This window comes from Agrobacterium sp. V1 (assembly GCF_030518355.1).
GTDB lineage: Bacteria > Pseudomonadota > Alphaproteobacteria > Rhizobiales > Rhizobiaceae > Agrobacterium > Agrobacterium cucumeris.
The window spans coordinates 1,429,288-1,454,515 of the sequence record NZ_JAULSF010000001.1 but is presented as its reverse complement, the minus strand read 5'-3'; the positions used below and the strand labels follow the sequence as shown (position 1 = coordinate 1,454,515).

General features: G+C 58.9%; 29 protein-coding genes. 14 read left to right on the top strand and 15 right to left on the bottom strand.

Annotation, left to right across the window (positions count from 1 at the left end; genetic code table 11):
- Positions 1-189: 189 nt before the first annotated feature.
- Positions 190-495, bottom strand: coding sequence for a hypothetical protein (locus QSV77_RS07045; RefSeq protein WP_302733953.1), 306 nt, complete (start codon positions 493-495; stop codon positions 190-192).
- Here QSV77_RS07045 and QSV77_RS07040 point away from each other — a divergent pair.
- Both QSV77_RS07040 and QSV77_RS07035 read left to right on the top strand, forming a co-directional pair.
- Positions 494-1,897: an L-serine ammonia-lyase gene (locus tag QSV77_RS07040; RefSeq protein ID WP_142840054.1), complete on the top strand. Its 1,404-nt coding sequence runs from the start codon at positions 494-496 to the stop codon at positions 1,895-1,897. The two genes, QSV77_RS07045 and QSV77_RS07040, sit on opposite strands and share 2 nt — an antisense overlap.
- A gap of 65 nt (positions 1,898-1,962) precedes the next feature.
- Positions 1,963-2,400 carry a DUF1489 family protein gene (locus QSV77_RS07035; RefSeq protein ID WP_207134749.1) on the top strand — a complete coding sequence of 146 codons (438 nt, stop codon included), beginning with the start codon at positions 1,963-1,965 and terminating at the stop codon, positions 2,398-2,400.
- An 89-nt stretch (positions 2,401-2,489) separates the two neighbouring features.
- Here QSV77_RS07035 and QSV77_RS07030 read toward each other — a convergent pair whose 3' ends face one another.
- From QSV77_RS07030 to QSV77_RS07015, 4 genes are all read right to left on the bottom strand, one after another.
- Positions 2,490-3,095, bottom strand: a complete 606-nt coding sequence (locus tag QSV77_RS07030; protein ID WP_046798293.1) for a transglutaminase-like cysteine peptidase — start codon at positions 3,093-3,095, stop codon at positions 2,490-2,492.
- 333 nt (positions 3,096-3,428) lie between these two features.
- Positions 3,429-3,770, bottom strand: a complete 342-nt coding sequence (locus tag QSV77_RS07025; RefSeq protein ID WP_302732939.1) for a hypothetical protein — start codon at positions 3,768-3,770, stop codon at positions 3,429-3,431.
- Positions 3,771-3,870: 100 nt separating this feature from the next.
- Positions 3,871-4,488: a PilZ domain-containing protein gene (locus tag QSV77_RS07020; protein WP_142840051.1), complete on the bottom strand. Its 618-nt coding sequence runs from the start codon at positions 4,486-4,488 to the stop codon at positions 3,871-3,873.
- 184 nt (positions 4,489-4,672) lie between these two features.
- Complete coding sequence (locus QSV77_RS07015) at positions 4,673-5,230, bottom strand: PAS domain-containing protein (RefSeq protein WP_302732938.1); 558 nt, start codon at positions 5,228-5,230, stop codon at positions 4,673-4,675.
- Positions 5,231-5,587: 357 nt separating this feature from the next.
- Here QSV77_RS07015 and QSV77_RS07010 point away from each other — a divergent pair, with 357 nt between their 5' ends.
- Positions 5,588-6,325: a rhomboid family intramembrane serine protease gene (locus QSV77_RS07010; RefSeq protein WP_142840049.1), complete on the top strand. Its 738-nt coding sequence runs from the start codon at positions 5,588-5,590 to the stop codon at positions 6,323-6,325.
- A gap of 200 nt (positions 6,326-6,525) precedes the next feature.
- Positions 6,526-6,960: a CBS domain-containing protein gene (locus QSV77_RS07005; RefSeq protein WP_142840048.1), complete on the top strand. Its 435-nt coding sequence runs from the start codon at positions 6,526-6,528 to the stop codon at positions 6,958-6,960.
- 98 nt (positions 6,961-7,058) lie between these two features.
- Here the strand turns inward: QSV77_RS07005 and QSV77_RS07000 are convergent, their stop codons facing one another.
- The 4 genes from QSV77_RS07000 to folE all read right to left on the bottom strand — a co-directional run bounded on the left by QSV77_RS07000 (position 7,059) and on the right by folE (position 9,705).
- Positions 7,059-7,388 carry a hypothetical protein gene (locus QSV77_RS07000; RefSeq protein WP_302732937.1) on the bottom strand — a complete coding sequence of 110 codons (330 nt, stop codon included), beginning with the start codon at positions 7,386-7,388 and terminating at the stop codon, positions 7,059-7,061.
- Between the two features lie 79 nt (positions 7,389-7,467).
- On the bottom strand, positions 7,468-8,403 hold the full coding sequence (locus QSV77_RS06995; RefSeq protein WP_269699729.1) for a patatin-like phospholipase family protein: 936 nt from the start codon (positions 8,401-8,403) through the stop codon (positions 7,468-7,470).
- Between the two features lie 94 nt (positions 8,404-8,497).
- A complete protein-coding gene (hisI, locus tag QSV77_RS06990) occupies positions 8,498-8,950 on the bottom strand; it encodes a phosphoribosyl-AMP cyclohydrolase (RefSeq protein WP_302732936.1) in 453 nt (150 codons plus the stop codon).
- A 128-nt stretch (positions 8,951-9,078) separates the two neighbouring features.
- Positions 9,079-9,705 (bottom strand): GTP cyclohydrolase I FolE, encoded by a 627-nt coding sequence (gene folE, locus QSV77_RS06985; protein ID WP_142840045.1) that lies wholly within the window; start codon positions 9,703-9,705, stop codon positions 9,079-9,081.
- A 281-nt stretch (positions 9,706-9,986) separates the two neighbouring features.
- On the opposite strand from folE, the gene QSV77_RS06980 reads away from it, so the two are divergent.
- The 4 genes from QSV77_RS06980 (at position 9,987) to thrS (ending at position 13,447) form a co-directional block, all read left to right on the top strand.
- Complete coding sequence (locus QSV77_RS06980; protein WP_142840044.1) at positions 9,987-10,433, top strand: iron-sulfur cluster assembly scaffold protein; 447 nt, start codon at positions 9,987-9,989, stop codon at positions 10,431-10,433.
- A gap of 3 nt (positions 10,434-10,436) precedes the next feature.
- Positions 10,437-10,796, top strand: a complete 360-nt coding sequence (gene yidD / locus QSV77_RS06975) for a membrane protein insertion efficiency factor YidD (RefSeq protein WP_142840043.1) — start codon at positions 10,437-10,439, stop codon at positions 10,794-10,796.
- Positions 10,793-11,317 carry a DUF1697 domain-containing protein gene (locus QSV77_RS06970; protein ID WP_302732935.1) on the top strand — a complete coding sequence of 175 codons (525 nt, stop codon included), beginning with the start codon at positions 10,793-10,795 and terminating at the stop codon, positions 11,315-11,317. The genes yidD and QSV77_RS06970 overlap by 4 nt, the downstream gene beginning before the upstream one ends.
- Before the next feature lie 126 nt (positions 11,318-11,443).
- Positions 11,444-13,447, top strand: a complete 2,004-nt coding sequence (gene thrS / locus QSV77_RS06965; protein ID WP_302732934.1) for a threonine--tRNA ligase — start codon at positions 11,444-11,446, stop codon at positions 13,445-13,447.
- A 194-nt stretch (positions 13,448-13,641) separates the two neighbouring features.
- Here thrS and QSV77_RS06960 read toward each other — a convergent pair whose 3' ends face one another.
- Positions 13,642-14,634 carry a hypothetical protein gene (locus tag QSV77_RS06960; protein WP_302732933.1) on the bottom strand — a complete coding sequence of 331 codons (993 nt, stop codon included), beginning with the start codon at positions 14,632-14,634 and terminating at the stop codon, positions 13,642-13,644.
- Positions 14,635-14,744: 110 nt separating this feature from the next.
- Between QSV77_RS06960 and QSV77_RS06955 the strand changes: the two genes are divergently transcribed.
- The 3 genes from QSV77_RS06955 to QSV77_RS06945 all read left to right on the top strand — a co-directional run bounded on the left by QSV77_RS06955 (position 14,745) and on the right by QSV77_RS06945 (position 17,204).
- Positions 14,745-15,326 (top strand): nitroreductase, encoded by a 582-nt coding sequence (locus QSV77_RS06955; protein ID WP_302732932.1) that lies wholly within the window; start codon positions 14,745-14,747, stop codon positions 15,324-15,326.
- Positions 15,326-15,937, top strand: coding sequence for a flavin reductase family protein (locus QSV77_RS06950; protein ID WP_302732931.1), 612 nt, complete (start codon positions 15,326-15,328; stop codon positions 15,935-15,937). Before QSV77_RS06955 ends, QSV77_RS06950 begins: the two co-directional genes overlap by 1 nt.
- A 112-nt stretch (positions 15,938-16,049) precedes the next feature.
- Positions 16,050-17,204 carry a DUF2336 domain-containing protein gene (locus tag QSV77_RS06945; RefSeq protein WP_302732930.1) on the top strand — a complete coding sequence of 385 codons (1,155 nt, stop codon included), beginning with the start codon at positions 16,050-16,052 and terminating at the stop codon, positions 17,202-17,204.
- 137 nt (positions 17,205-17,341) lie between these two features.
- Here QSV77_RS06945 and QSV77_RS06940 read toward each other — a convergent pair whose 3' ends face one another.
- Positions 17,342-17,767, bottom strand: a complete 426-nt coding sequence (locus QSV77_RS06940; RefSeq protein WP_142840036.1) for a hypothetical protein — start codon at positions 17,765-17,767, stop codon at positions 17,342-17,344.
- Between the two features lie 106 nt (positions 17,768-17,873).
- Here QSV77_RS06940 and QSV77_RS06935 point away from each other — a divergent pair, with 106 nt between their 5' ends.
- Positions 17,874-18,329, top strand: coding sequence for a GNAT family N-acetyltransferase (locus QSV77_RS06935; RefSeq protein WP_302732929.1), 456 nt, complete (start codon positions 17,874-17,876; stop codon positions 18,327-18,329).
- Between the two features lie 255 nt (positions 18,330-18,584).
- Here the strand turns inward: QSV77_RS06935 and QSV77_RS06930 are convergent, their stop codons facing one another.
- A complete protein-coding gene (locus QSV77_RS06930) occupies positions 18,585-19,823 on the bottom strand; it encodes an AI-2E family transporter (protein WP_142840034.1) in 1,239 nt (412 codons plus the stop codon).
- 231 nt (positions 19,824-20,054) lie between these two features.
- Here QSV77_RS06930 and QSV77_RS06925 point away from each other — a divergent pair, with 231 nt between their 5' ends.
- Complete coding sequence (locus QSV77_RS06925) at positions 20,055-21,788, top strand: ABC transporter ATP-binding protein (RefSeq protein WP_142840033.1); 1,734 nt, start codon at positions 20,055-20,057, stop codon at positions 21,786-21,788.
- 32 nt (positions 21,789-21,820) lie between these two features.
- On the opposite strand, the gene QSV77_RS06920 is transcribed toward QSV77_RS06925, so the two are convergent.
- Together QSV77_RS06920 and QSV77_RS06915 are read right to left on the bottom strand one after the other, a co-directional pair.
- A complete protein-coding gene (locus QSV77_RS06920; protein ID WP_142840032.1) occupies positions 21,821-22,048 on the bottom strand; it encodes a hypothetical protein in 228 nt (75 codons plus the stop codon).
- Positions 22,049-22,246: 198 nt separating this feature from the next.
- Positions 22,247-22,612, bottom strand: coding sequence for a VOC family protein (locus QSV77_RS06915; protein WP_302732928.1), 366 nt, complete (start codon positions 22,610-22,612; stop codon positions 22,247-22,249).
- Between the two features lie 314 nt (positions 22,613-22,926).
- On the opposite strand from QSV77_RS06915, the gene QSV77_RS06910 reads away from it, so the two are divergent.
- On the top strand, positions 22,927-24,252 hold the full coding sequence (locus QSV77_RS06910) for an Nramp family divalent metal transporter (RefSeq protein ID WP_302732927.1): 1,326 nt from the start codon (positions 22,927-22,929) through the stop codon (positions 24,250-24,252).
- A 116-nt stretch (positions 24,253-24,368) separates the two neighbouring features.
- Here the strand turns inward: QSV77_RS06910 and QSV77_RS06905 are convergent, their stop codons facing one another.
- A complete protein-coding gene (locus tag QSV77_RS06905; RefSeq protein WP_302732926.1) occupies positions 24,369-25,112 on the bottom strand; it encodes a hypothetical protein in 744 nt (247 codons plus the stop codon).
- Positions 25,113-25,228: the final 116 nt, after the last annotated feature.

The window sequence follows — 25,228 nt, the reverse complement described above, 5'->3', positions numbered from 1 at the left end:
TTCATGCACCTATGCGCGGGGCGAATGGCAGCCCGGCGAAAAAGCCTTCATTTAGCCGCTTTTTGCATTTGCGTTCGTCGCCGGATTTTAATAAATGCTTCTTCCAACGGGCCGGGTCTTGAAGATCCCCCGGAGAGTGAATAGCTGGAGTAATCATGGAAGAAACCGCTCAGAAATCTTGCTGGGGCGTTACCTTGCGCGCACTTGCAGGCTTTGCCGCTTTTCTCGCATTGACGTACATTTTTGGCAGCCCATAAGCACTTCTCCTGAATTGACGGGTTTTGAAAACGGCGCGGTTTCCTCTGGAAACCGTGCTGTTTTCGTTTCAGCGACCTGCATGTCGCAGCCGCAAAAGCCGGTGACGCTCTTCGTTCTTGCCGAAGCGCCGGATTTCTCCGAAAATCCCGACAGATTTTGCATCCGATGCTGTGGTGGCGATCCGTCGCGGCTTTGGATATGATGATGGTGGAATCCATCAGTCAGGAAAAACTTCATGTTTCTTTCGGTCTTTGACGTCTTCAAGATCGGTATTGGTCCTTCAAGTTCCCACACGATGGGTCCGATGACGGCGGCCAACCGCTTTCTGGCGCTGATCCTCAGCGATGAGTGGCCGCGCCCGGCCGGCGCCAGCGTTTCGCGGCTGAAGGTCAGCCTGCATGGTTCGCTCGCCTTTACCGGCATTGGCCACGGCACCGGGCGTGCCGTCATTCTCGGCCTGACCGGCGAGCGGCCGGACCTTGTTGATCCCGACGCCATGGATGCGATCATCGAGACGGTGGAAAAGGCTGGCACGGTTACGCCGCCCGGACACCCGACCTACGAGTTCCGGGCTGCCGAGGATCTGGTGTTCGACAAGAAGAACCCGCTGCCCGGCCATGCCAATGGCATGACCTTTTCCGCCTTCGACAATCAGGGCAGGCTGCTGGTCAAGCGCATCTATTATTCGGTCGGTGGCGGTTTCGTCGTGACGGATACCGAGTTGGAGGCAATCAAGCAGCGCGGCAAGACCATCGATAATGGTCCGCGCGTGCCCTATCCGTTCGCCTCGGCAAAGGAAATGCTGGAAATGGCGACCCGTTCCGGCCGCACTATCGCCCAGATGAAACGGGCGAATGAGGAGACGGTGGTTTCCCGCGACGAGTTGAACGACAGGCTCGACCAGATCTGGGAAGCGATGGACGGCTGTATCGAGCGCGGGCTGAAAGTCGACGGCATCATGCCAGGCGGCCTGAAGGTGCGCCGTCGTGCCCGTTCCATTTATGAAAAGCTGAATGCGGAATGGCGCAGCAACCGGTTCAATCCCGTCATGGCAAATGACTGGCTGAGCGTCTACGCCATGGCCGTCAACGAGGAAAATGCCGCCGGTGGCCGCGTGGTCACCGCGCCGACCAATGGTGCGGCGGGCGTCGTGCCGGCCACTGTCCGATATTTCCGGCATTTCCATGAGGATGCAACGGTTGACGACGTGCGTGACTTCCTGCTGACGGCGGCGGCAATTGGTGGCATCATCAAGCACAATGCCTCGATTTCCGGCGCGGAAGTGGGCTGTCAGGGCGAAGTCGGATCGGCGGCGGCCATGGCGGCGGCAGGTCTTGCAGCGGTCATGGGCGGCTCGCCCGAACAAATCGAAAATGCCGCTGAAATTGCGCTCGAACATCATCTCGGCATGACCTGTGACCCGATTGCCGGGCTGGTGCAGGTGCCCTGTATCGAGCGCAATGCGCTGGGGGCCGTGAAAGCTGTGACGGCGGCGTCGCTGGCGCTGAAGGGTGACGGCCAGCATTTCGTGCCGCTCGACGCCTGCATCGAAACCATGCGTCAGACCGGCAACGACATGAGCGAGAAATACAAGGAAACCTCCACCGGCGGCCTTGCCGTCAACGTTGTGGAGTGCTGAGCGGGCAGGGCGGCCGGCATCGTCCAGATGCTTGACGCCTGCCGCAAAAAGGCATTGATAGGGATATGCCTTTACATCTCATCAAACTTTGCGTTGGCGCGGATTCACTCCAGGATTTGAGAGACTGGGTCGCGCAGCGCTCGCTGACCGCGATGGCCGCAGGTCTGGAACCGCACAGCGTGCACACCACCCGCATGATCCCCAAAAGGGCCGAGGAATTGCTGGAAGGCGGCTCGCTCTACTGGGTCATCAAGGGGCAGGTACAGGCGCGGCAGAAGCTTCTCGATCTCCGTTCTTTCAAGGGCGATGACGGGATTACCCGCTGCGATCTCATTCTCGGCCCCGAAGTGATTGAGACTTCACCCGCGCCGAAGCGGCCGTTTCAGGGCTGGCGTTATCTCAAGGACGACGAAGCGCCCCGCGATCTCGGTGGCGGTGGTTTCGGCGGTGAGGACATGCCATCCGATCTGAGGCGCGAACTTGCCGAGCTTGGACTGCTCTGACACTTGTAGCTCTTTACGACAATGAAAAAGCCGGCCTCCTTGCGGAGCCGGCTTTTTCATTTGGGGAGACTTTAGTGGGGTGGCTGGTGTTAGCGGATGCCGCCAACCGCATTGGTGGCGCGGCCATCCTGAATTTTCACCCAGCGACCCGGATTGGCGGTGTCCTGACGCTTCAGGTAGGTATACTCGGTTTCCGACCAGTTCATGACCTTGTTGCGCATGTTGTCGAGTACGAAATCGCCGCGATCGGTACGAACGGTCAGAACGGCATGGCCTTCGCCATTCGGCTGCAGAACGACGGTGATAAGCAGGTTGGAAGCGGAGAAGCCCTTGTTCATCAGCATCTTGCGCTTCAGAAGCACGAAATCTTCGCAATCGCCAACCGTGGTGGGGTATGCCCAGCGCTCTTCAACGCCGTAGATTTCCATGTCGGTCATCGGCGTGATCGTGGTGTTGGCGGTGTAGTTGACGTCGAGCATCGCCTTCCAGCGCTCTTCGGTCAGCTTCATCGGGCCGGTATCAACCGAGGTCGCCTGGCACTCGCTCTGGTAGGTCTGGCAAAATTCATAGTGGCCGATCGGCGGATTGGCCTTGCCGATGACGCGCATGACGGCAGCCGGCGATGCGCTGGCCTGCTGGGCGAAGGCGCTGACGATGAATGCGATCAGGACGAAAACGATACGGTTGTTGTTCATTGCTTGTCTCCCCGTGTTGAGGAGACATTCGCAGGTATATTTTGATCCGGCGGAAATTTGCGAGAGGCAATTTGAGCTTAAATTTCAGCAAATTAGCCGTTGTTTTGAATTGTATTTGAGTCAAATTTTACGGGTATTCGAAGCAAATTTTACTACAATTTTATGGATCGCGGCCTTAGGTTTTTGGTAGCCATTTATGCCGCTGTATTGACAGCGATTTTCTGGGCGGGGCGATTTTCACAGCCGCGTGAAGTCTTCAGGAGAAGCCGGGCGGGGGAGCGGATTTCCCGTTTTGGGATGGATGTTTCAGGTTGGGACGCCATGGAAAAGCGGCTAAAAAAACTTCAAAAAAACTGCTTTTTTTGCGGAAAAATGTTTTGAGCGAGCGCTTTGCGTTTCGATCTGCGCCATTGCCGAGCCGGAATTGAAGAGTTTGGTGTGCCACCACCGCGCATCCAAAGGGATGGGAAGTGGGGGCTGGGACGGCATCCCGCGCTGAAGTGTTTCAATTTCGCGGCGTCGTCCTTGCATCGGAAGCCCGTCGAAGCGGGTTGACGCGACGGGGGGGACTTCTCCGAGATCAAGGGTTTTGCTGGCTGGATTCTGGCGTAAGGTCGGACGGTGGAAAAGAAAAGCCGCACAGATGCCCATCAACACCGGGCGCACAGCCGTCACACATTCAGCGTGACGGAAGTGGGCTTGCCAGGAATGTTGGGCATTCCTGACGTCATGGATTTTCGGCTGTTAATGGCTGCGCAGGTGTCGCGGCGGCGACTTAGAGAAATTCGATCAGCGCGTCGGGAGACTGGACGCGGTCGAATTCGACTGCGACGCCTTCCATGAAGTGGCGCACAATCTTGCCGCTCATGTTCTTGCCGAGCTGGACCCGGCTGCCGAGCGGCGGACGGTTTTCGACTTCGATGGCCGCACCGGACAGGGAAAGGTCGATCAGCCGGCAGGAGACGAGCACGCCATCTTCCAGAACCAGATGCGCCTTGGCATTGCGCGGCGTCAGTCGGTCGTGGCGGCGGTCTTCCGGAAGGCCGAGAAGTTGACGCTTGGCGATCCATGCCAGCTGGGCGGCGAGCTTTTCCCGCTTGCGCTCCGGCGCATTGATGCTGATGACGAAGCCGGAGGCGGTGAGTGACGTTACCGAGCCTTCGATCCGGCCGATATGCTGGAGATAAGCGATGACGCGGTCACCATTGCGGGCCATGCCCGAGCAGGTGAACTGCGCTCTTTCGGCGGTCATCTCGGTTGCGGTGCAGTCATATTCTTCATGGTCGGGCAACATGAGGCGGCCGGAAAAGGACACGACGACGGCGTCGTCAAGCGGAACCTCTTCAACCGGACGCAGGATTTGGGCAGTGTTGACCGAACGAGATGAAAACATGGACAGCGCAATTGTAACGGATGATGATGACAAATCTCTACTCTGCGCGGGTTAACAGACTGTATTACTTGATATCTACAATTCTTACGATCGGCGATATCGTTACAGCTTTGACCTATTTTCAGCAAAGATTCCTGGTTGCAGGGCGCCATCCGTCCTCACATTGAAGGAGGGATGGGCCCCGTCAACAGCTCCCCGCGAATGGTGTGAAAGCCGTATGCGTGTTTTCCGAATGTTGCGTCTGCGCGATATCCATCTGCAGCAGGCGGCTGCTCTTCATCCAAAGGCAATGGATGGGGGTGGCGAATTCGTGACGCGGATGTGCCGGAAGCAAGGCGCCGAGCAGCCGCGGGGCGGTACCTTCGTCCGGACGCAGCGGCAGCAGCAGCATTTCGAATGCCAGCGGTGCTGCGCCATAGTCATCCTCCGCCTCGACATCGAAGACGACGGGCAATTGATGTTGCAGGATACCGCGCGCGACGCGGCAGGGGAAAACGGCTTTTGCCGCCGGCCATAGTTCCGAAAACGGGCGGTCGCGCAGTTCCCGGCCAAACAGGTCACAGATGCGCGTGCCGGCGAGGCGGAAGAAAGGCGCTTCCTCTCCCTTTTCCGTCAGGATGAAGAGATCACCGAGATGATGTTTCAACTTTGCGGGATCGATGTCTTCGCGACGGGGTGCGGGCCTGTTGCCGCGCAGTTCGTCCCAATAGTTATATATGTCCAGTCCGGCCATGCTTTTCATAGCGCCGTTCTCCATGTTCGCTTTTGGGACATCATGTCCATTCGAACGCCTGTATGGGAAGGTGTAGCGATTTTCGTGCCAGCCGGTTTTGTTAAGGTTAACAAAGAGTTGATATTGCGCGGCGACGAAGCCCGTGGCATCGGTGCGGCCATGTCGGGGATAAACTCCGGTCAGCACAATTGATGGCAGCGCCCGTGATTTTTCGGCGTAGCCAAAAGCCGGACTGCCTTTGGCGGCGGCGCTTGAACCGACCCCGGTTTTGGCGTCAGCTGCCGGAAAGGCAGGACGGCTTTTTTTTCGTCCGGGCTTCCTATATTGCTCGGAAGATAGAAATTTCGACAAGACAGGGATGCGATCATGTCCTACGGGGACGGCGAACAGCCGCCGGTTTCGGAAACGCCGGAGCCGAAAGACGACACGAACAATCCCGTCTTCAACCTGCCGCCGCTTCTCGTCGGCATATTGGCGGCGCTGCTGGTTGCCTATGTGGTTCCGGCCTATCTGCTGTCGGAGGATGGCAACGGCTGGTTCATCTTCACCTTCGGCTTCATTCCGCTGCGTTACGCCGTGCCTTTCTCCCAGCAGGGTCTGGAATGGCTCTGGACGCCGGTCAGTTATTCTTTTCTGCATGGCGGCATCGAACATATTCTGTTTAACGGATTGTGGCTGATGGCCTTTGGCGCACCGGTTCTGCGCCGGATCGGAACATTGCGCTTCGTGCTGTTATGGTGCATTTCCGCCGCCGTTTCGGCCTTCGGCCATGCGGCGCTGAACTGGGGCGATGTCACGGTACTGATTGGCGCGTCCGGTGTTGTTTCGGCACTGATGGGAGCCGCCTGCCGTTTCGTTTTTCCCGCCCGTGGTGGCTACAACGCCTCTTTCGGCCATCTGATGCCGCGGCAGGGCATTCTGGAGGCGCTTTCCAACCGCACCGTGCTGATCTTCACGCTCATGTGGCTGTTCGGCAATGTGCTTATCGCGGTCGGCATACCGCTGTTCGGCGATGTCGGTGGTGAAATCGCCTGGGACGCGCATGTTTTCGGCTTTCTGCTGGGCTTCCTGTTCTTCGGCCTGTTTGATCGCCCGCTGCGCTAAAGCGGGCCCGGCAGAGGCGCGCCACGGTTTGTGGCGGCGCATCGAAGCGATCACGCTCCTTGTCGGCCATGGCGCAAATTTGCTTGGGCGCGTCCCATCCGGGATTGCATTCACACGGGCCTCAGCGCACCATGCTTCATGATTTGCAACCGCCGGGGGAGACTGCGGCGTGCTGTGATCGCTGAAAAGAGGAGGAAGGCATGCCAACATTCGTAAAGGATCTTCTCGACCGCAAGGGCCGGGATGTCGTGACCGTGGGGCCGGAGGTCAGCATCGGCGAGGCAGCGGGAACGCTGCATGCGCACAAGATCGGTTCGGTCGTCGTGACGGATGCCGATGGTGTCGTTCTCGGCATTTTCACGGAACGTGATCTGGTGAAGGCCGTGGCGGGCCAGGGCGCCGCTTCCCTGCTGCAATCCGTCTCCGTGGCCATGACCAAAAACGTCATCCGCTGTCATCACAATTCTACCACCGACGAGCTGATGGAAATCATGACCGGTGGGCGTTTCCGCCATATTCCGGTCGAGGAAAACGGCCGCCTTGCCGGTATTATCTCCATCGGTGACGTGGTGAAGGCGCGGATCGGCGAGATCGAGGCCGAGGCGGAACACATCAAGGCCTATATTGCAGGATGACTTCGCGTCCCGGTTGGAGGCGGCCGGGAAATGCGTAAAAACAAAAAGGTAGAGCGTTTTCGCCTTTCGTAGAAAAGCGGAAATGCTCTAGCCGGAACTCATGCGTCGTCTTGCGTCACAAGCCGCCATTGAAGGAAGTCGGCTATTTTAGTGGATATTTCCACGTAGAACTCCTGCCGCTCATCATCGGAGCAGACGATTTCAATCCGATTGAACTGCGAAATGAATGTGCCATTGCTGGACCAGTTGCCCTCGGCCGTTTCTTTCACAATGGTGATGTCGATCCATGGCTGACCGTTTGCCGATCCAAAACTGACGGCGTTTCTGCGTCTGAGCTGAGGCTGCCCTTCCAGAAATCCGATCAGCAGAGCCGTGTCGCATAGTGTGCTTTGCGCGGCTGGAGGCAGGATTGAGATATACCAATACATGGGCTCACGACAGCTCGGCGTTTCATCCGTCCGTTTCGCATGATTTATGAAGCTGGAGACGTGTCAGCAGTGGCCGGCGCTAACGCCGGAACGCCTGCTGCATGCGCTCCAGTTCCGGAATGCGCGCACGCGTTTCCTGATATCCCCTGTCGATGGCTTCGCTGGCGCGATGGAATTCCGACAGGCCGATATCGTTGATGCGCGGATGCAGCATGAGATCGGGCGGATCGCCGGCGAGACGCGAGCGTGAAATCCGGTCCTGAATGATGTTGAAGGCCTGTACCATGACGCCCGGCAGGCCGGGGCGCGGTGTGCTTTCCACGGCCGGAGCGGAGCCTGCATGTGGTGAGGCTGCATGCTTGACCACGGCGGAACGGCCAAACAGATCGTAATTGAGATTGACGGCAACGACCAGCGCCTGCTCATAAGCCCGGCAAACCGAAACCGGCACGGGATTGACCAGCGCGCCGTCGATCAAAGTGCGGCCATTGCATTGCACCGGTTCGAAAATTCCCGGCAGCGCATAGGATGAGCGAAGTGCGGTGACGAGGTCGCCCTGATGGATCCAGACCTCATGGCCGGTGCGCAGTTCCGTGGCGACTGCGATGAAGGGATGTTCGAGGTTCTCGACGCGCAGGCCTTCCAGATGTTCCTGCATGCGCTTGGTCAGCCGCATGCCGCCAAACAGGCCGCCGCCACCGATCGTAAGGTCCAGCAGGCCGGCGATACGGCGCATGGTCAGCGAACGGGCGAATTCTTCCAGCTCATCGAGCTTGCCTGCGAGATAACACCCGCCGACCAGAGCGCCGATCGAGGTGCCGGCAATCATGCCGATTTTCACGCCTGCCTCGTCCAGCGCCCGTAGGACACCGATATGGGCCCAGCCGCGTGCGGCCCCGCCACCGAGCGCCAGCGCGATGCGGCGCGTATCAACGCGCTCGCTGACGATGGGCGGCTCCATGTCTTCGGGGTTTCCAGCCGCGAGCTGATTGCGACGATTTCCCCATCCCAACATGATCGCACTCCCTGCCAGTTCCGTGAGGCTCCGTCCTATCCCCGGAACCTGCTATATTGGTAGCAAATTGGTGCGGCCGATGGAAGCCGGCCGTTTAGGTGCCGGAATAGGTGGTTGCCGGATCGAAATGGCGGGTATCATCGGTGATTTTGGTCACGGCTTCGCCATCAGACATTTCCACGGTGCGATAAAAGCAGGAGCGGCGGCCGGTATGGCAGGTGGCATCATGGCCGGCGACGGAGACTTTCAGCCACACGGCGTCCTGATCACAATCGGTGCGGAATTCCTTCACCGTTTGCAGGTTGCCTGATGTTTCGCCCTTCTTCCAGATCTTGTCGCGAGAGCGGCTGTAATAGTGGGCGATGCCCGTTTCCAGCGTCAGCGACAGGGCTTCGGCATTCATATGGGCGACCATCAGCAATTCGCCGTCGCGAGCGTCAGTGACCACGGCGGTGACGAGGCCGTCGGCATCGAATTTCGGCGAAAAAAGACCTGCGTTTTCGAGCACTTCCTTATCCGCTGGCGCGGATGGAAAGGGAATGGACATGGTAACCCCGGAAACTGAACTGGCGGAACGATCAGAGCGGCGAAAGAACGTAAATCGATTCCGCCACTCCAGGTCTTATCTGATCACCGGATTTTCCGAAAACCGCGCTGTGCGATTCGGTCCGATGCCTAGCGGTTCCGCACCATGGTCATGAAGCGGACCTGCTCGGCTGGGTCGTTCTTGAACGAGCCGGTGAAGCTGGTGGTCAGCGTTGTCGACCCCTGCTTGTTGACGCCGCGCATCGACATGCACATATGTTCGGCGTCGATCATGACGGCCACGCCACGCGGTTTCAGCGTTTCCTCGATGGATCTGGCGATCTGCGCGGTCATGTTTTCCTGCGTCTGCAGGCGGCGGCCGAAAATCTCGACAACGCGGGCAATCTTCGACAGACCAAGCACGCGGCCAGCCGGAAGATAGGCGACATGCGCCTTGCCGACGATCGGCACCATATGGTGTTCGCAATGGGAGAAGAACGGGATGTCGCGCACCAGCACCACATCGTCATAACCGCCGACTTCCTCGAAGGTCGTGCCGAGCACGTCCTGAACATTCAGCTCATAACCGGCGAAGAGTTCCCGATAGGCCTTGGCGACACGCTTCGGTGTATCCAGAAGTCCTTCACGGGCAGGATTTTCTCCCGCCCAGCGCAGAAGAACGCGTACTGCTTCTTCAGCTTCCGCCTGGCTTGGGCGAGCCTCGGCCACGTCGGGTTTTGTGCCAGCGCCGGGGAAATTCTTCACGATCGCATCCATTTCGTCTCTCCCGATGCGGGTAAAGGCCGCACCTGAACTCGTTTTTCATCGCGAACTCATGTTCGCAGTTGCTGCTATCTGGTTGTTTTACAGCATTTTGGCAAGGCCGCTGCTGATAATTCGGTATCGAAGCCGTTAATTTCATCATGGCTTGATGTCCAGAAAGCTCGTTAGCATATAATGAGAATGAAGGGCAGGAAAGCTTCACTGCGACAAACGCTGTGTTTGAAAAATCTGACCTGTCCCGTTTTGGGCATTTTGAGCGCGCCGGACACCTGACGATGGATGACATCTACAATAACCGCATTCTGGACTTTGCCGGGAATATTCCGCTGATCGGTGTTCTTGAGGATGCCGATGCCAGCGCCGAAAAACACTCCCGGCTATGCGGCTCGAAGCTCAAGGTCTATCTGAAGGTGAAAGACGGCATCGTGACCGGATTTTCGCACGAGGTTCGTGCCTGCGCGCTCGGTCAGGCGTCTTCTTCCATCATGGCGCATCATGTCATCGGCGCTTCCAGCGGTGAAATCCGCCAGGCGCGGGAAGATATGCTGGCGATGCTGAAACAGGGCGGCGAGGGGCCGACGGGCCGTTTTGAGGATATGCGGGTGCTTTCCCCCGTCCGGGATTTCAAGGCCCGCCACGCCTCCACCATGCTGACTTTCGAAGCGGTGGTCGATGCGCTCGACCAGATCGAAGGCCGGCCGGTTCTGAACGCTGCGGGTTAGACGATGTGCGGCGAACCGGGCTGCCGGCACCAGCAGACAGCGGTGAAAGCCGGACGATCCCGCAACTGGGCTGGCGCTTTCGCCAAAACACCGGGACGGCTTTTCGGCGTCGGTTTTATCAGGCTTTATCAGCTCACACTTTCCGGTTTCATTGGCAATTCCTGCCGCCATATCCCCACCTGTTCCGAATATGGTTATGAGGCGATTGCCCGCCACGGGCTCTGGGCAGGCGGCTGGATGACGCTGTTTCGCGTGGCGCGCTGCGGCCCGGGCGGCACCAGCGGGCTCGACCCGGTGCCGGAAACGCTCGGTGAAAAGCGACGCTGGTGGGCACCCTGGCGTTACTGGAGCCTGCGCCGATGAGTGAGTATGTGGCGCTGCTGCACAGCATCGTTCTTGGCGCCGGCAAGCGGCTGGTGATGGCCGATCTGCGGGCGATGGCCGGGGAACTGGGATTTCAGGACTGCAGAACGCTGGTTGCCACCGGAAATCTGGTCTTTCGTGGTGAGGCAGCTCCCGTTCGCGAGATCGAGGGCAGGCTTGAGCGCGCTTTTGAGGCGCGGTTCGGCAAACATGTCGATATTCTCGTTCGCGCGGGTGGCGACTGGTTGAGGCTGGCGTCAGACAATCCGTTTCCGCATGGCAATTCTCCTGACGTCTGCATTCGGGTGATGCGGGAGCCGCTTGGCGAGGACGTTCTCGGATCATTCGAGAAATATCGTCAGCAGGAAAAGATCGCCGTCGTCGGCGGCGATCTTTGGATCGATTTTCAAGGCAAGCCAAGCGAGAGCCGGTTGCTGTCAGTCCTGACCACGAAAAGGCTTGGCATAGGCACGACCCGTAATGCCAATACCGTCAACGGGCTGGCGAAAATGCTCGGCTGAAATGCCCTTCACCTTTGACTGGAATGGCAAAAGCCTTTATCAGCCTGCCTGTTCGCTTATCGCGGGCAAATCATTATTCCAACACCACCCGCATTCGTTGGCGGGACTGGACAGGAGCACTAGACGATGTCTGAAGCCATTTCCCTTACATTTCCCGATGGATCCGTGCGCAGCTACCCCGCCGGTACGACCGGCCGTGAGGTCGCCGAATCCATTTCCAAATCGCTTGCCAAGAAGGCTGTCGCCATTGCGCTTGATGGCACCGTGCGCGATTTGTCCGAGACCATCACCGATGGCAAAATCGAGATCGTCACGCGTGAAGACGGGCGTGCGCTGGAGCTCATCCGCCACGATGCCGCGCACGTGATGGCTGAGGCCGTGCAGGAACTGTGGCCCGGCACGCAGGTGACGATCGGTCCGGTGATCGAAAACGGCTTTTATTACGACTTCGCCAAGAACGAACCTTTCACGCCGGAAGATCTGCCGAAGATCGAAAAGCGGATGAAGGAAATCATTCAGCGCAACAAGTCGTTTACCCGCGAGATCTGGTCGCGCGAAAAGGCCAAGGAAGTTTTTGCCGCCAAGGGCGAGAACTACAAGGTCGAGCTGGTCGATGCCATTCCAGAAGGCCAGGACCTGAAGATCTATTATCAGGGTGACTGGTTCGATCTTTGCCGTGGCCCGCATATGGCCTCCACGGGGCAGATCGGTACGGCCTTCAAGCTGATGAAGGTGGCCGGCGCCTATTGGCGCGGTGACAGCAACAATGCGATGCTGTCGCGCATCTATGGCACCGCCTGGGCGACGCAGGAAGAGCTGGACAATTATCTCCACATTCTGGCCGAAGCTGAAAAGCGCGACCACCGCCGCCTCGGCCGCGAAATGGACCTGTTCCATTTCCAGGAAGAGGGTCCGGGCGTCGTGTTCTGGCACGGCAAGGGCTGGCGCATGTTCCAGACACTGACGGCTTATATGCGCCGCCGGCTCGCCAATACCTATCAGGAGGTCAACGCACCGCAGGTGCTGGACAAATCGCTGTGGGAAACGTCCGGTCACTGGGGCTGGTATCAGGAAAACATGTTCGCGGTGAAATCCGCCCATGCCTTTACCCATCCCGATGACGAGGAAGCCGATCAGCGCGTCTTCGCATTGAAGCCGATGAACTGCCCCGGTCACGTTCAGATCTTCAAGCATGGCTTGAAGTCTTACCGAGAAATGCCGGTTCGCCTTGCGGAATTTGGCAATGTCCATCGCTACGAAGCATCGGGCGCGCTGCATGGCCTGATGCGCGTGCGTGGCTTCACGCAGGACGATGCGCATGTCTTCTGCACGGAAGAGCAGATGGCGGCGGAATGCCTGCGCATCAACGACCTGATCCTCTCGGTTTACGAGGATTTCGGTTTCAGCGAGATTGTCGTCAAGCTGTCCACGCGCCCGGAAAAGCGCGTCGGTTCCGACGATCTGTGGGACCGCGCCGAAAGCGTGATGACGGATGTTCTGCATACCATCGAGGAACAGTCCGGCGGCCGCATCAAGACCGGTATCCTGCCGGGCGAGGGCGCTTTCTACGGGCCGAAGTTCGAATATACGCTGAAGGACGCCATCGGCCGTGAATGGCAGTGCGGCACGACGCAGGTGGACTTCAACCTGCCGGAACGCTTCGGCGCCTTCTATATCGACCAGAATTCCGAAAAGACGCAGCCGGTGATGATCCATCGCGCCATCTGCGGTTCGATGGAGCGCTTCCTCGGTATCCTGATCGAGAACTTTGCCGGCCATATGCCGCTGTGGTTCGCGCCGCTTCAGGTGGTTGTCGCCACCATCACCTCGGATGCCGACGATTACGGCCGCGAGGTTGCTGAGGCGCTGCGCGAGGCTGGCATGGTGGTGGAGACCGATTTCCGCAACGAGAAGATCAACTACAAGGTCCGCGAGCATTCGGTGACCAAGGTTCCGGTCATCATCGTCTGCGGCCGCAAGGAAGCGGAAGAACGCACCGTCAACATCCGCCGCCTCGGTTCGCAGAACCAGACGCCGATGTCGCTGGAAGAAGCGATTACCAGCCTCGTGGACGAGGCAACGCCGCCGGACGTCAAGCGCAAGCTTGCGGCGAAGAAGCAGGTTGCCTGATGAAGATGACGGCCCCTTCGGGGGCCGTTTTCGTTTTTGGGTGAGGGGCGCTAAAAGCTCTCTGCACGTCATCCTCGGGCTTGACCCGAGGATCCATTCTCACCGCCGAACTGTGGATCCTCGGGTCAAGCCCGAGGATGACGCGGAGTGTGATGGGATTTCAAGGCACTTCGTCTCTGAACAGGCAGCGAAACCTACTCAAAATCCCCGGTCATATCTTCCGGCGCCTGATCCTTCATCAGCACTTCCACGTCGGAATCCCGACCGGACGTGACCTTGAAGTTGCGCTGGAAGACCTTGTCCTTGTTGCGGGCAATGGCGGTATATTCGCCTTCCGCCAACACCATCGTCGAAAAAGCGCTCACACTTTCATTCACCACGTCGCCGCCGCCGTTCAGCACCGACCAGGCCGTATCGGCGATCGCCTCGCCGCCTTCTTCGGAGACGAGCTTGAGGGTAATCTGCGCTGCCTGATGCTGCAGGGTCGCTTCGGTGAGCTTGCCGGCTTCCACCTGGATATCGGCGCGCACCACTGCATTGACGTTGCCGTATTCGGAAACCACGTGATAGGTGCCGGCGTTGAGGCGAACGACGGTATTGGGCTTGATGTCGGCCATCACCAGGCCGCGCTCGCCATCCGGGCGGGCATCGGAGGAGTAGACCGAGAATTTCAGCTGGTTGCCGGAGATCTGCTTGTCGGACCCCGCAACTGCATTCAGCACGAAACCGCCGGCATCGAGAATCAGCACCTGCTTCTGGACGTTGCCTGATGTCGGAATATTGAGTTTCTTGGTGACGCCGGCGCGGCCGAAGGCGACGTTGACGAAATATTCGCCGGGTACCAGATGGAATTCCGCCGAGCCGCCCTCCGAGCTTGCCAGCATCGGCAATTTGCCATCGGCACCCGGAATGGGGCTGAAGACGCGCCAGGACAGACCTTCCTTCACGGCTTCGCCGCCGCTCGTCAGCTTGGCTTCCATGGCGATATCGCGGGCGGTGCTTTCCGGGGCGTTGGGTGCTGTCGGTGCGGTGAAAGCGTTGAGCTTCGGCATTTTCGGCGTGCCGCGGAGCTGCTTGAAGTCCTTAAAGGCGTCCTGCGAAAAAGCGGCTTGTGATAAAACGCCGAGCGCGGCGCACGCAATGGCCAGACGTGTCGCGAATTTCGCCGCGAATTTGATTGCCGACATTTTCGATACCGATTGACTTCTTGATTTTCCCGGATCACTTCAAAACCAATGCCATGGCTATTTCAAGGCCCATAATTTCGCGATGACAGCAGAATGGAAGATTTTTGATCATGACTAGCGATATCAAGCTCCTCGACTACCTCAAGGTTCGCCGCTCCACGCCCGCTTTGCAGCTTGCCGAGCCGGGGCCTTCCAAGGGGCAAATCGAGGAAATCCTGCGCCTTGCCGTGCGCGTGCCCGACCATGGCAAACTCGCCCCCTGGCGTTTCGTGGTTTATCGCGGTGAAGATCGTGTGCGTCTCGGTGAGACCGCGCTCAGGATCGCGCTTGAGAAAAACCCGGAGCTGGACTTGCAGCAGCAGGATGCCGAGCGCACCCGCTTTACCCGCGCGCCCGTCGTCATTGCCGTCATCAGCACCGCCAAGCCGCATTTCAAGATTCCGGAATGGGAACAGGTCATGTCGGCCGGCGCTGTCTGCCTCAATGTCATCTTTGCCGCCAATGCCAACGGTTTCGCCGCGAACTGGCTGACAGAATGGCTTGCCTTCGATCCGGCCTTTCTGGCGGAAATCGGGGTCAGCGCGGAAGAGAAGGTGGCGGGTTATATCCATATCGGCTCGACGACATTCCCGCCGGTGGAGCGGCCGCGTCCGGAGCTTGCCGATATCGTCACCTGGGTTGGGGACGTCTGATGTTCTACACCACCGACACCAACCGGCATGGCCTGCCGCATGACCCGTTCAAGGCCATCGTTGCGCCGCGGCCAATCGGCTGGATCGGCTCGAAGGGCAGGGAGGGCGTGCTGAATCTCTCGCCCTATTCCTTCTTCAACGCGATTTCGGACCGGCCGAAGCTTGTGATGTTTTCCTCCAGCGGCCGGAAGGACAGCCTGCGCAATGTCGAGGAGACCGGTGTTTTCACCGCCAACCTCGTCAGCCGCCATTTGATCGACCGGATGAATGCATCTTCTGCAGCGGTTGCCTACGATGTGGATGAATTCGCCCTTGCCGGATTGACTGCCGTTGATGGGCAGGTGGTGGATGCGCCCTTTGTGGGCGAGGCGCTGGCGGCACTGGAATGCCGTGTGACCCAGATACAGCAGCTGAACGATATCGATGGAAAGCCGTCGGAGTCGTGGATGGTGATCGGTCAGGTCATGGCGATCCATATTGATGATGCGATCATTCGCGATGGCCGCATCGACATGGGGCTTGCACGCCCCGTGGCGCGCATGGGGTATATGGACTACTGCGATGGCGGCAGCGATGTATTCCAGCTGCAGCGTCCCTCTACTGCGCCGTAAATATATTCCTTCGCCGGCAAGGGTTAAATTTTATGGTGAACCAAACGTAAACCATTTGCGCCTAGAGTTTTATACATGGTGGCGGCGATGATGCCGTCATCCATTGTTGCGAATGTGTTTCGAGGCTCAGGTGATCGTACAGGCATTTCTTCGCTGGTCTGAAAAGGCTGGATCGACCGAGCGGGCGAAAGCCGCCAATGCTCTTGGCCGTGCCTATCTGCATTCCGACATGGCGCGGGAAAACCGCGACGCTGCCTATATGGCGATGACCTATCTGCTCGACGACCCGTCGCCGCGTGTGCGGCTGGCGCTTGCCGAGGCGCTGGCGGATGCCGATGACGCGCCGCGCGCCATTCTCGTTTCACTTGCCGAAGACCAGCCGGAGATCGCCTGCACGGTGATTGCCCGTTCGCCCGTCCTCACCGAGGCCGATCTGGTTGATCTTGCCGGGCGCGGCGAAAGCCTGACGCGCGCCCTCATCGCCGCAAGGCCGGGCCTGCCGCGCGGGGTTTGCGCGGCGCTTGCCGAAGTCGGCGATCTCCCGGAAACCATCATTCTTCTCGAAAATGACGACGCCTTCATCACGCCGTTCTCGCTGCGGCGCATTGCCGAGCGCCATGGCTGCGACGCCGATATTCGCGATCTCTTGCTTTGCCGTGAGGCGCTGCCCGCTGATGCGCGGCACCTGTTGATGGCGCGTGTCAGCGAAGCTCTGGCGGGTTCGGCGCTGGTTCATGCGCTCATCGCACGCAACCGCGCCGACAGTATTTTCCGCGAGGCGGAGGATTCTGCCACCATCCTCATCGCGGCAGCCGTTTCGTCGCCCGAACTGCCGGCGCTGGTGGAGCATCTGCGCCAGAGGCTGGAATTGACCCCGGCGCTGCTCATCCACGCCGTCTGCTCGGGCCGGCTGGAATTCTTCACGGCGGCTATCGTCAACCTCTCCGGTCTCGAAGACCGCAAGGTGCGCGCCATCCTGGCCACCGGGCGGCCGCATGCGTTGAAGGCCCTGTTCCAGTCGATCGGTCTTTTCGGTGACGTCGTTGACGTCTTCATCGAGGCGACGCTGATGTGGCGGCGCGCCGCCCGCTCGCAGCTTTCAGAGGCGGCCGCGTCCGTCTCTGCCGAGTTGCTGGCGCATTTCCGCAACGTCAACGGTTCCGAAACGTTGTTCGAACTGCTGCACGCCGTGCGCAAGCTGGCGATTGCGGAAGAACGGCAGAAGGCCCGGTATTATGCCGAGGCGCTGACGGTTGAGGCTGCGTAACGTCCGGTTTTCCGCGGGTGCATCCTCTCATCCTCATTCCTGTGACAAGCACAGGAATGAGGGCAGTGGCCGCTTTCCTCTCACAGGAAACCTCTGCATTGCAGCTGGAAAGAAAGCGGACGGGACATTTCCCGCAATCATTTATCGAACCGCTTTGCGATCCATGAATAGCTGTTTTCAACCATCCTCACCGGCGTTCCCAGGAAATGCTTTATGCCTTCGGTGGAGGGCAGGATACGGCCGACGCGGCTGATTGCCTGTTTGGTGAGGCTTTCCTCTTCCTTCGGCGTAACCGCTGCCGATGCCTGCGGTGCCGTATCAGCCGGTGCCGTCGCGGCAGGGGGCTGCGTGCCGGCCGTCTGCGGCGTCTGTTCGCCCGGTGTCTGGCAAACGGCCACCACGACCGGGTAGGAGGCATTGGCGTAGCGCTCCAACTCCTTTTCCGAGACCGCGTCGCAAAGCTCGATGCTTGTCCAGCGCTGCTGCGAGGTGGCAAGGTAGTGGCAGTCGGTGGCGCTGTCGTCGCAGCCAAGGAAGGTCATGAGAACGAGGGCTGTTTTCATGGGGTGTGTTGCCTCTGTCGGGAATAATGCTCTAGAAACTCATCTATCGGGATTGCAGTGACATTACGACGAAATACGCATTTTTTGAGAGAAAGCAGGCATCGCATTGGGCACCGAAATCAAACTTGAAACACCCCGGCAGGAAGCGGTTCTGCGCCTTATTGATCTTTCCAATGCCTATATGGCGTCGCTTTATCCCGCCGAGAGCAATCATCTGGTCGATATCGGCCTGCTGGAGAAGGACAACGCCTCGTTTTTTGTGGCGCGCCATGAGGGGCGTGTTGTCGGATGCGGCGCGCTGGTGGAGGCGGGTGACGGTACGGCAGAAGTGAAGCGCATGTTCGTTGATCCCGACGCGCGGGGATTGCGGATCGGCAAGCTGATCATGGATACGCTTGTTGCGCGTGGCGTCGAACTTGGCCTTACCGCCATCCGGCTCGAAACCGGCATCAGCCAGCCGGAAGCGATCGGTCTATACCGCAAGGCGGGGTTTGTGGAAATCGAGGCCTTTGCGCCCTACAGGCCGGATCCGCTCAGCATGTTCATGGAAAAGGCGCTTTAGGGCGAAGGCATGAATTTGCCGGATGGACTGGCGATGGTGACGTTTAAGACGTCGCCATAACATCCGCCCACGTCACCCCGGATTAGATCCGCGGTCCAGTGCGAACAAGTCCTTGATCGCGATAGACTCTTTTCACGGCGCAGACGCGCCGTGACTGGATGCCGGATCAGGTCCGGCATGGTGGAGGAGAGGTGAACGATCTTCGTCTGCCATCCGGTGTTTCAGGCAATCGCCTTTCGCCGCAGGTTTCTGCAATTAAAACGCCGCTTTTCGAAACGCCGTCGTTTCGTCGCTTTCGTCTTCACGCGAGATGGCATCGGCGACCGGGTCGTCCTGTGTGGGCGGTGGGGGCGGGGTCTCGGTGCTTACGGCGGCGGAGATTTCCACTTCACGCACCCATTCACGCCAGATTGCCACCAGCAGCGCCATCAGCACCGGGCCGATGAACAGGCCGAGGAAACCCATGGTCTTGACGCCGCCGACGAGGCCGAAAAAGGTCGGCAGGAAAGGCAGCTTGATCGGGCCGCCCACCAGCTTCGGACGAATGGTCTTGTCGACGATGAAAAGTTCGACCGAACCCCAGACGAATAGCGCCAGACCGTAAGCCGGGGAGCCGCTGGCAACCAGGTAGATCGACACCAGCGTAAATGAGAGCGGCGCGCCGCCCGGAATGAGCGCCATGACGCCTGTCAGTACGCCGAGCGTGACGGGCGAGGGCACGCCGGCGATCCAGTAGGCGATGCCGAGGATGATGCCTTCGCCGATGGCGATCAGTGTCATGCCCGTGACGGTGGAGCTGATGGTGGCGGGCACGACGCGGGAGATGCGCTCCCAGCGTGTCGGCAGGATGCGTTCACCGACGAGATCGACCTGGCGGGAGAAGCCGGCGCCGTTGCGATAAACGAAGAACAGCGCGATCAGCATGAACAGCAGGGTGAGGACAAGGTGGAAGGCACCGTTGCCGGCGGCAAGGATCGCCCTATAGATATTGCCGATATTGGCGCCGCTGACGAGCTGGATGACTTCACCGATGGCGCCCGGCGTGCCGATATATTTCACCCATTGTTCGCTGAGCCACGGGCCTATGCCGGGCAGCGCGGCGATCCAGTCCGGCACGGGAGCACCCGCCTTGTTGACGTGCACTGCCCAGCCGAACCATTCGCGGATTTCGCTTGCCGTATAGGAGGCGGCGATAAAGATCGGCACCACGAGAAAGGTAAGGATGAGGACGATGGCGATGGATGCGCCGAGTGTGGTATTGCCGCCCACCTGCCGCAGAAGCCGCGTATAGACCGGCCAGCTGGCAAAACCGATGACGAGGGCGGCGAGCACCGGAACCAGAAAGCCGTGGAAGAAATAGGTGCCCGCAAGGGCAACGAGAACGAGCAGCCAGCGCGCAGCCGAGATGGGCGGGATCAGGGCGATCCGCGTCGGACTGGCGGGACCAAGCCATCTCGGTTCGCCACTCTGCTTACGACTGTCATTGTTACTCACGGCAGGCTCTTTCTCGCATTCTCCCCCGAAGGGATGCATTCACTCTGTCACACCGATACATATAAGTGCAATATAACCCGATCACATTACCGTTGTGTGTTTATTGCCGAAGCTATTGAACGATTTTGGTAAAAATAGAACATCGGTCTTGGCGCGCGCATTGAAATATGACAATTGAACTCCCGTTTTCTGCGGCGCAAATTTTGCCGCACCCGCTCTCCAGGTCATGCCATGCTTCGCCGTTTCTTCGCCTATTATCGTCCCTATCGCGGTCTCTTCATCCTCGATTTTTCCTGCGCGGTCCTGTCGGGCGTGCTCGAACTCGGTTTTCCCATGGCGGTGAAGGCCTTTGTTGACGTGCTTTTGCCGGGCGGTGAATGGGCGATCATTCTTGCCGCCTCGGTAGGCCTGCTGGTCATTTACGTGCTGAATACCGGGCTGATGGCGACAGTCACCTATTGGGGACACATGCTCGGCATCAATATCGAGACCGACATGCGGCGTCTGGCCTTCGATCACCTGCAAAAGCTCTCCTTCCGTTATTTCGACAACCAGAAGACCGGCCATCTGGTCGGTCGGCTGACCAAGGATCTGGAAGAGATCGGCGAGGTGGCCCATCACGGGCCTGAGGATCTGTTCATCGCCATCATGACCTTCATCGGCGCGTTCCTGCTGATGATGTCGGTCAATGTGCAGCTGGCGCTCATCACCGCCGCCGTCGTGCCCGTCACCGCCTGGGTGACCAGCCGTTACGGCGGCCGCATGACGCAGAATTTTCGCGCGCTCTACGGTCGTGTCGGTGATTTCAACGCCCGCATCGAGGAAAATGTCGGCGGCATGCGGGTGGTGCAGGCCTTTGCCAATGAGGACCACGAGCGCGCGCTGTTCGAGAAGGACAACCAGAAATACCGCCGCACGAAGCTCGACGCCTACAAGATCATGGCCGCCAGCACCTCCCTGAGCTATATGAGCATGCGCCTGACGCAGATGATCGTGATGATCTGCGGTGCCTGGTTCGTGCTGACGGGCAGCCTGACGGAAGGCGGTTTCGTTGGCTTCCTGTTGCTGGTCGGCGTGTTTTTCCGCCCGGTGGAAAAGATCAATTCGGTCATCGAGACCTATCCGAAGGGCATTGCCGGTTTCCGCCGGTTCACCGAACTTCTGGACACGGCGCCGGATATTGTCGATGCGCCCGACGCAATCGAGGCGCCGGCGCTTTCCGGCAGCATCGAATATCGCCATGTCGGTTTCGCTTATGCCGAGGGCAAACAGGTGCTCGCCAATATCGACCTGAAGATCAGCGCCGGCGAGACGGTTGCCTTCGTCGGGCCTTCGGGGGCGGGCAAGACGACGCTCTGCTCGCTTCTGCCGCGCTTTTACGACGTCTCCAGCGGGGCGATCACCATTGACGGCATTGATATCCGCAAGATGAAACTTGCCTCGCTGCGCAACCAGATCGGCATCGTGCAGCAGGATGTCTTCCTGTTCGGTGGCACGATCCGTGAGAATATCGAATATGGCAGGCTTGGCGCCTCTGACGAGGAGATCATGGATGCGGCGCGGCGTGCGCGGCTGGATGGCGTGATCGAGGCCATGCCGCTCGGGCTCGACACCGTCATCGGTGAACGCGGCGTCAAATTGTCCGGTGGGCAGAAGCAGCGCCTCGCCATTGCCCGCATGTTCCTCAAGAACCCGCCGATCCTCATTCTGGACGAAGCGACCTCGGCGCTCGATACGGAAACGGAGCGGGCCATCCAGCAATCGCTGACGGAGCTTGCCAAGGGGCGCACGACACTCGTCATCGCCCACCGGCTGGCAACGATCCGCGATGCCTCGCGCATCGTGGTGGTGGACCAGACTGGCATCGCCGAAACCGGCGCCCATGCCGAACTTCTGGCTGCCAAGGGCCATTACAGCCGGCTGCATGAGGCGCAGTTCAGCGGGCACCTTGCGGGCCTGAGCTGAGCTGATGGAGAGCAGCGCTTCCTGCGCTGCCGCTATCCGCCGTTTTCCGCTGCCTGTTCCTCGACGATGCCGGGATTGGGTTCCGGCTTGCCGGGGTGGCTGGTGACGAGATAACCCATGGCGACCGCGGCGGCGACCACGAACAGCAGCACGATGCCGCTGATCGTCATCAGCCAGTCACGCGGCCTTCTATGTGCCATGATATATCTGGGCCATCGCCTCGGATGGTTCACCAGGCTGAATTTGCTGCCGTCTCGCATGAACTTCCCCGGAATTGGATTGCTTCTCTGGAGATCAACGCAGGCGCGCGTGCCGCTGTTCCGTAACGGCAGGGGCAGGGGTGATGACAAGGCCGTGAGGGCGGTTACCTGAACGGCATACCTTCGTCATCGAAGGCCGGGCATCGAAGACGGAGTGATGCGCCGGCCATTCTTCAATTTACAATGCATGCTGCCGGGTCAGGCGGATTGCACCGCGATGCGGTTTCCTTCGCTATCGGAAATTTCGGCGACGAAGAGATTGTCATCGACCGGCGTTTTGGGAAACAGGATTTCGCTGCCCTGCTGCACGGCTCTCTCAAGCGCATCGTCAATGTTTTTCACGCCAAGATAGATGATGGCCCCGTCTTTCGTCGGAACATAGGTCTCTCCCTCGGCAAGCGCGCCGCTTGCGCCATCCTTGCCTTCCTCGAAGGGGAAATAGGCCATCCTGTTGTCGTGGATCGTGACGATCTCCGCAAAGCTCACATCAAAAACGGCGCTGTAGAAACGCATCGCCCTTTCAATATCAAGCACGGGAATTTCGACATGGGCAATCAGGTTCACGCGGTTGCTCCTTCTGGAATATCTCTGACCGGTATCGGCGATCTGTGTACACGCTACGACATCGATGCTGTCAATGGTCAGGTGCAATCCGGACGCCTGACGGCCGGCCCCTCCTGGCGCGGCTGATGCTGTCGGCTTTCATGCCGCGGCTTCCCGTCGATACGAGGGCATCCGGCTTGGCGATCCCGACGACGCAATACCCGGCAATCTTTCGTGATGGCGCAGGCGCCTAAAAGCCCGCTTGCCAGCCCATTCCGTTTATGCGAATGATTTGCAATTGCATAAACAGAATCTCCCAATTGAAAGTTCTTGGAATGGACAAGCCAGTCTTTGGATGGCGGCGGAATGGCGACGATCTGTCGTTGTCCGACGTACACGGTTCGATCAAGGTCAAGCCGAATGCCGGCACGTTTCGCCGGGCGATGGCCTTTTTCGGGCCGGGATATCTCGTTGCCGTCGGTTATATGGATCCCGGAAACTGGGCGACATCGCTCGCCGGCGGCTCCAAATTCGGCTATACGCTGCTCACCGTTGCACTGGTTTCCAACATTATGGCGATTGTCCTGCAATCGCTCTGCGCCCGTCTGGCGATTGCTTCCGGCCGCGATCTCGCCCAGGCCTGCCGTGATGCCTATCCGAAGCCGGTGGCGATGCTGCTGTGGGTGCTGGCCGAGATCGCCATTATCGCCACGGATATTGCCGAGGTCATCGGCACGGCCATCGGCCTCAACCTGATTTTCGGCATTCCGCTTGAACTCGGCGTTCTCATCACCGCGCTTGATGTGTTCCTGATCCTTTATCTGCAGAAGCTCGGTTTCCGCTGGGTCGAGGCGATGGTCATCACGCTGCTTGGCGTCATCGCCGTGTGTTTCGCCATTCAGGTGGCGCTTGCCGACCCTGACTGGGGGCAGGTGATCCTTGGTTTTGCACCGACGACCGAGATCGTCACCAATCCGGACATGCTGTATCTGGCGCTCGGCATTCTTGGCGCCACTGTCATGCCGCATAATCTCTATCTGCATTCGGGCATCGTGCAGACCCGCGAAATCGGCGAGACGATTGCCGAAAAACGCGAGGCGCTGAAATTCGCCACGCTCGATTCCACCATCGCGCTGATGTTCGCCCTCACCATCAACGCTTCGATCCTCATCCTTGCGGCAGCGACCTTTCACAAGACGGGGCAGACCAGTGTCGCCGAACTTGGCGAAGCGCATAATCTGCTCGCGCCGCTTTTGGGTCTTGCCATTGCGCCGACGCTGTTCGGCGTGGCGCTTTTATGCTGCGGCATCAATTCCACCGTCACGGCAACACTTGCCGGCCAGATCGTGATGGAGGGGTTTCTGAAGATGCAGCTCGCCCCCTGGCTACGCCGCCTCATCACCCGCGGCATCGCCATCATCCCGGCCGCCGGCGTCACCATCTTTTACGGAGACAGCGGTACGGCGGAACTCTTGATCCTGACGCAGGTGGTGCTGAGCCTGCAACTTTCCTTCGCCGTCTTCCCGCTGGTGATGTTCACCTCCGACAAGGCCAAGATGGGTGCACTCCGCGCGCCGCTCTGGCTCTCGGCTTTTGCGTGGCTGATTGCGGTGGTGATCGCGGCGCTGAATGTGAAGCTGCTGCTGGATTTTATGGGGTGAGGCGGGTCAGGCCGCGCCTTTTCGAAGCGCGGCAGCCGTTCCCTCTGGATCGACGGCGATGACCTTGAGGTAATTGGATGGATTGGCCAGATATAGTAAATGGCCAACCTGCGATCCTATTGGTGTGCCGAAGAAAACCGGCTTTCGTCTCTTTCTTGTAAACGATCAGAGATGGGCTCCCACCGATCCGCGATTTCCTGTGCTAGTGCTTCGAGTTGTTTTCTTCGTTGCTTATAGCGTCTGGCCCCGAGGTACGTCTTTTCGGCAAACACATCCGCAGCGATACACATACTTGAATCTGCGGTGCCTAAGAAACTCAAATTTTCTTCCGCAAACCAATGTAGAAGCGTCCCAAAAAGCACGCCTCGTTCGCCGTCATTTCCGACGGCAAGTGGATTGGTCTTGCCGAAATATGTCTTCAAGACACCAACAAATGGGTACCGGAAGCCACTCTGCCGTCTTTTTAGTATGACGGATGGCCTAATGCGAATTGTCACGCCGCAAAATGTCATGTCTGTCGGCAATCCTTGCGCGCTCTCCAAGCTCCAAGTGTCGCTTAAAGGCCAATTCATTGCTTTGACGTGAGAAATTGCATCCATTGCATTTAGCAGACGCTGCTCGTGATGATCACTATGAGCGTCCCGCGTCTGGTAGATTTCATCCAATTTGTCCAGATGACTTGAGTTGTTGCGGTTCGAAATCAGGAAATGTCCAGCCGCTCTTTCGACATCTGGATACATTGTGTCCATAATGAAGGTTGGAGGCTGGAGTGCATTTTGGATAATTGCTAGCCGCTTTTGCGGACTGGCAAAAGCGTAGTCAATTAGTTTGTGTGCACTAATTATCTTTCTTGTGTCCATTTGCGTTCTTCCTGCGCTTTGCGCATAGGGATAACGCTGAGCCCAACTCGACTCCAAGACAGACTCTTCGTACAATGACCTTGCTACAGGGCGAAGAGCTCTCTTTTTGCCCCACG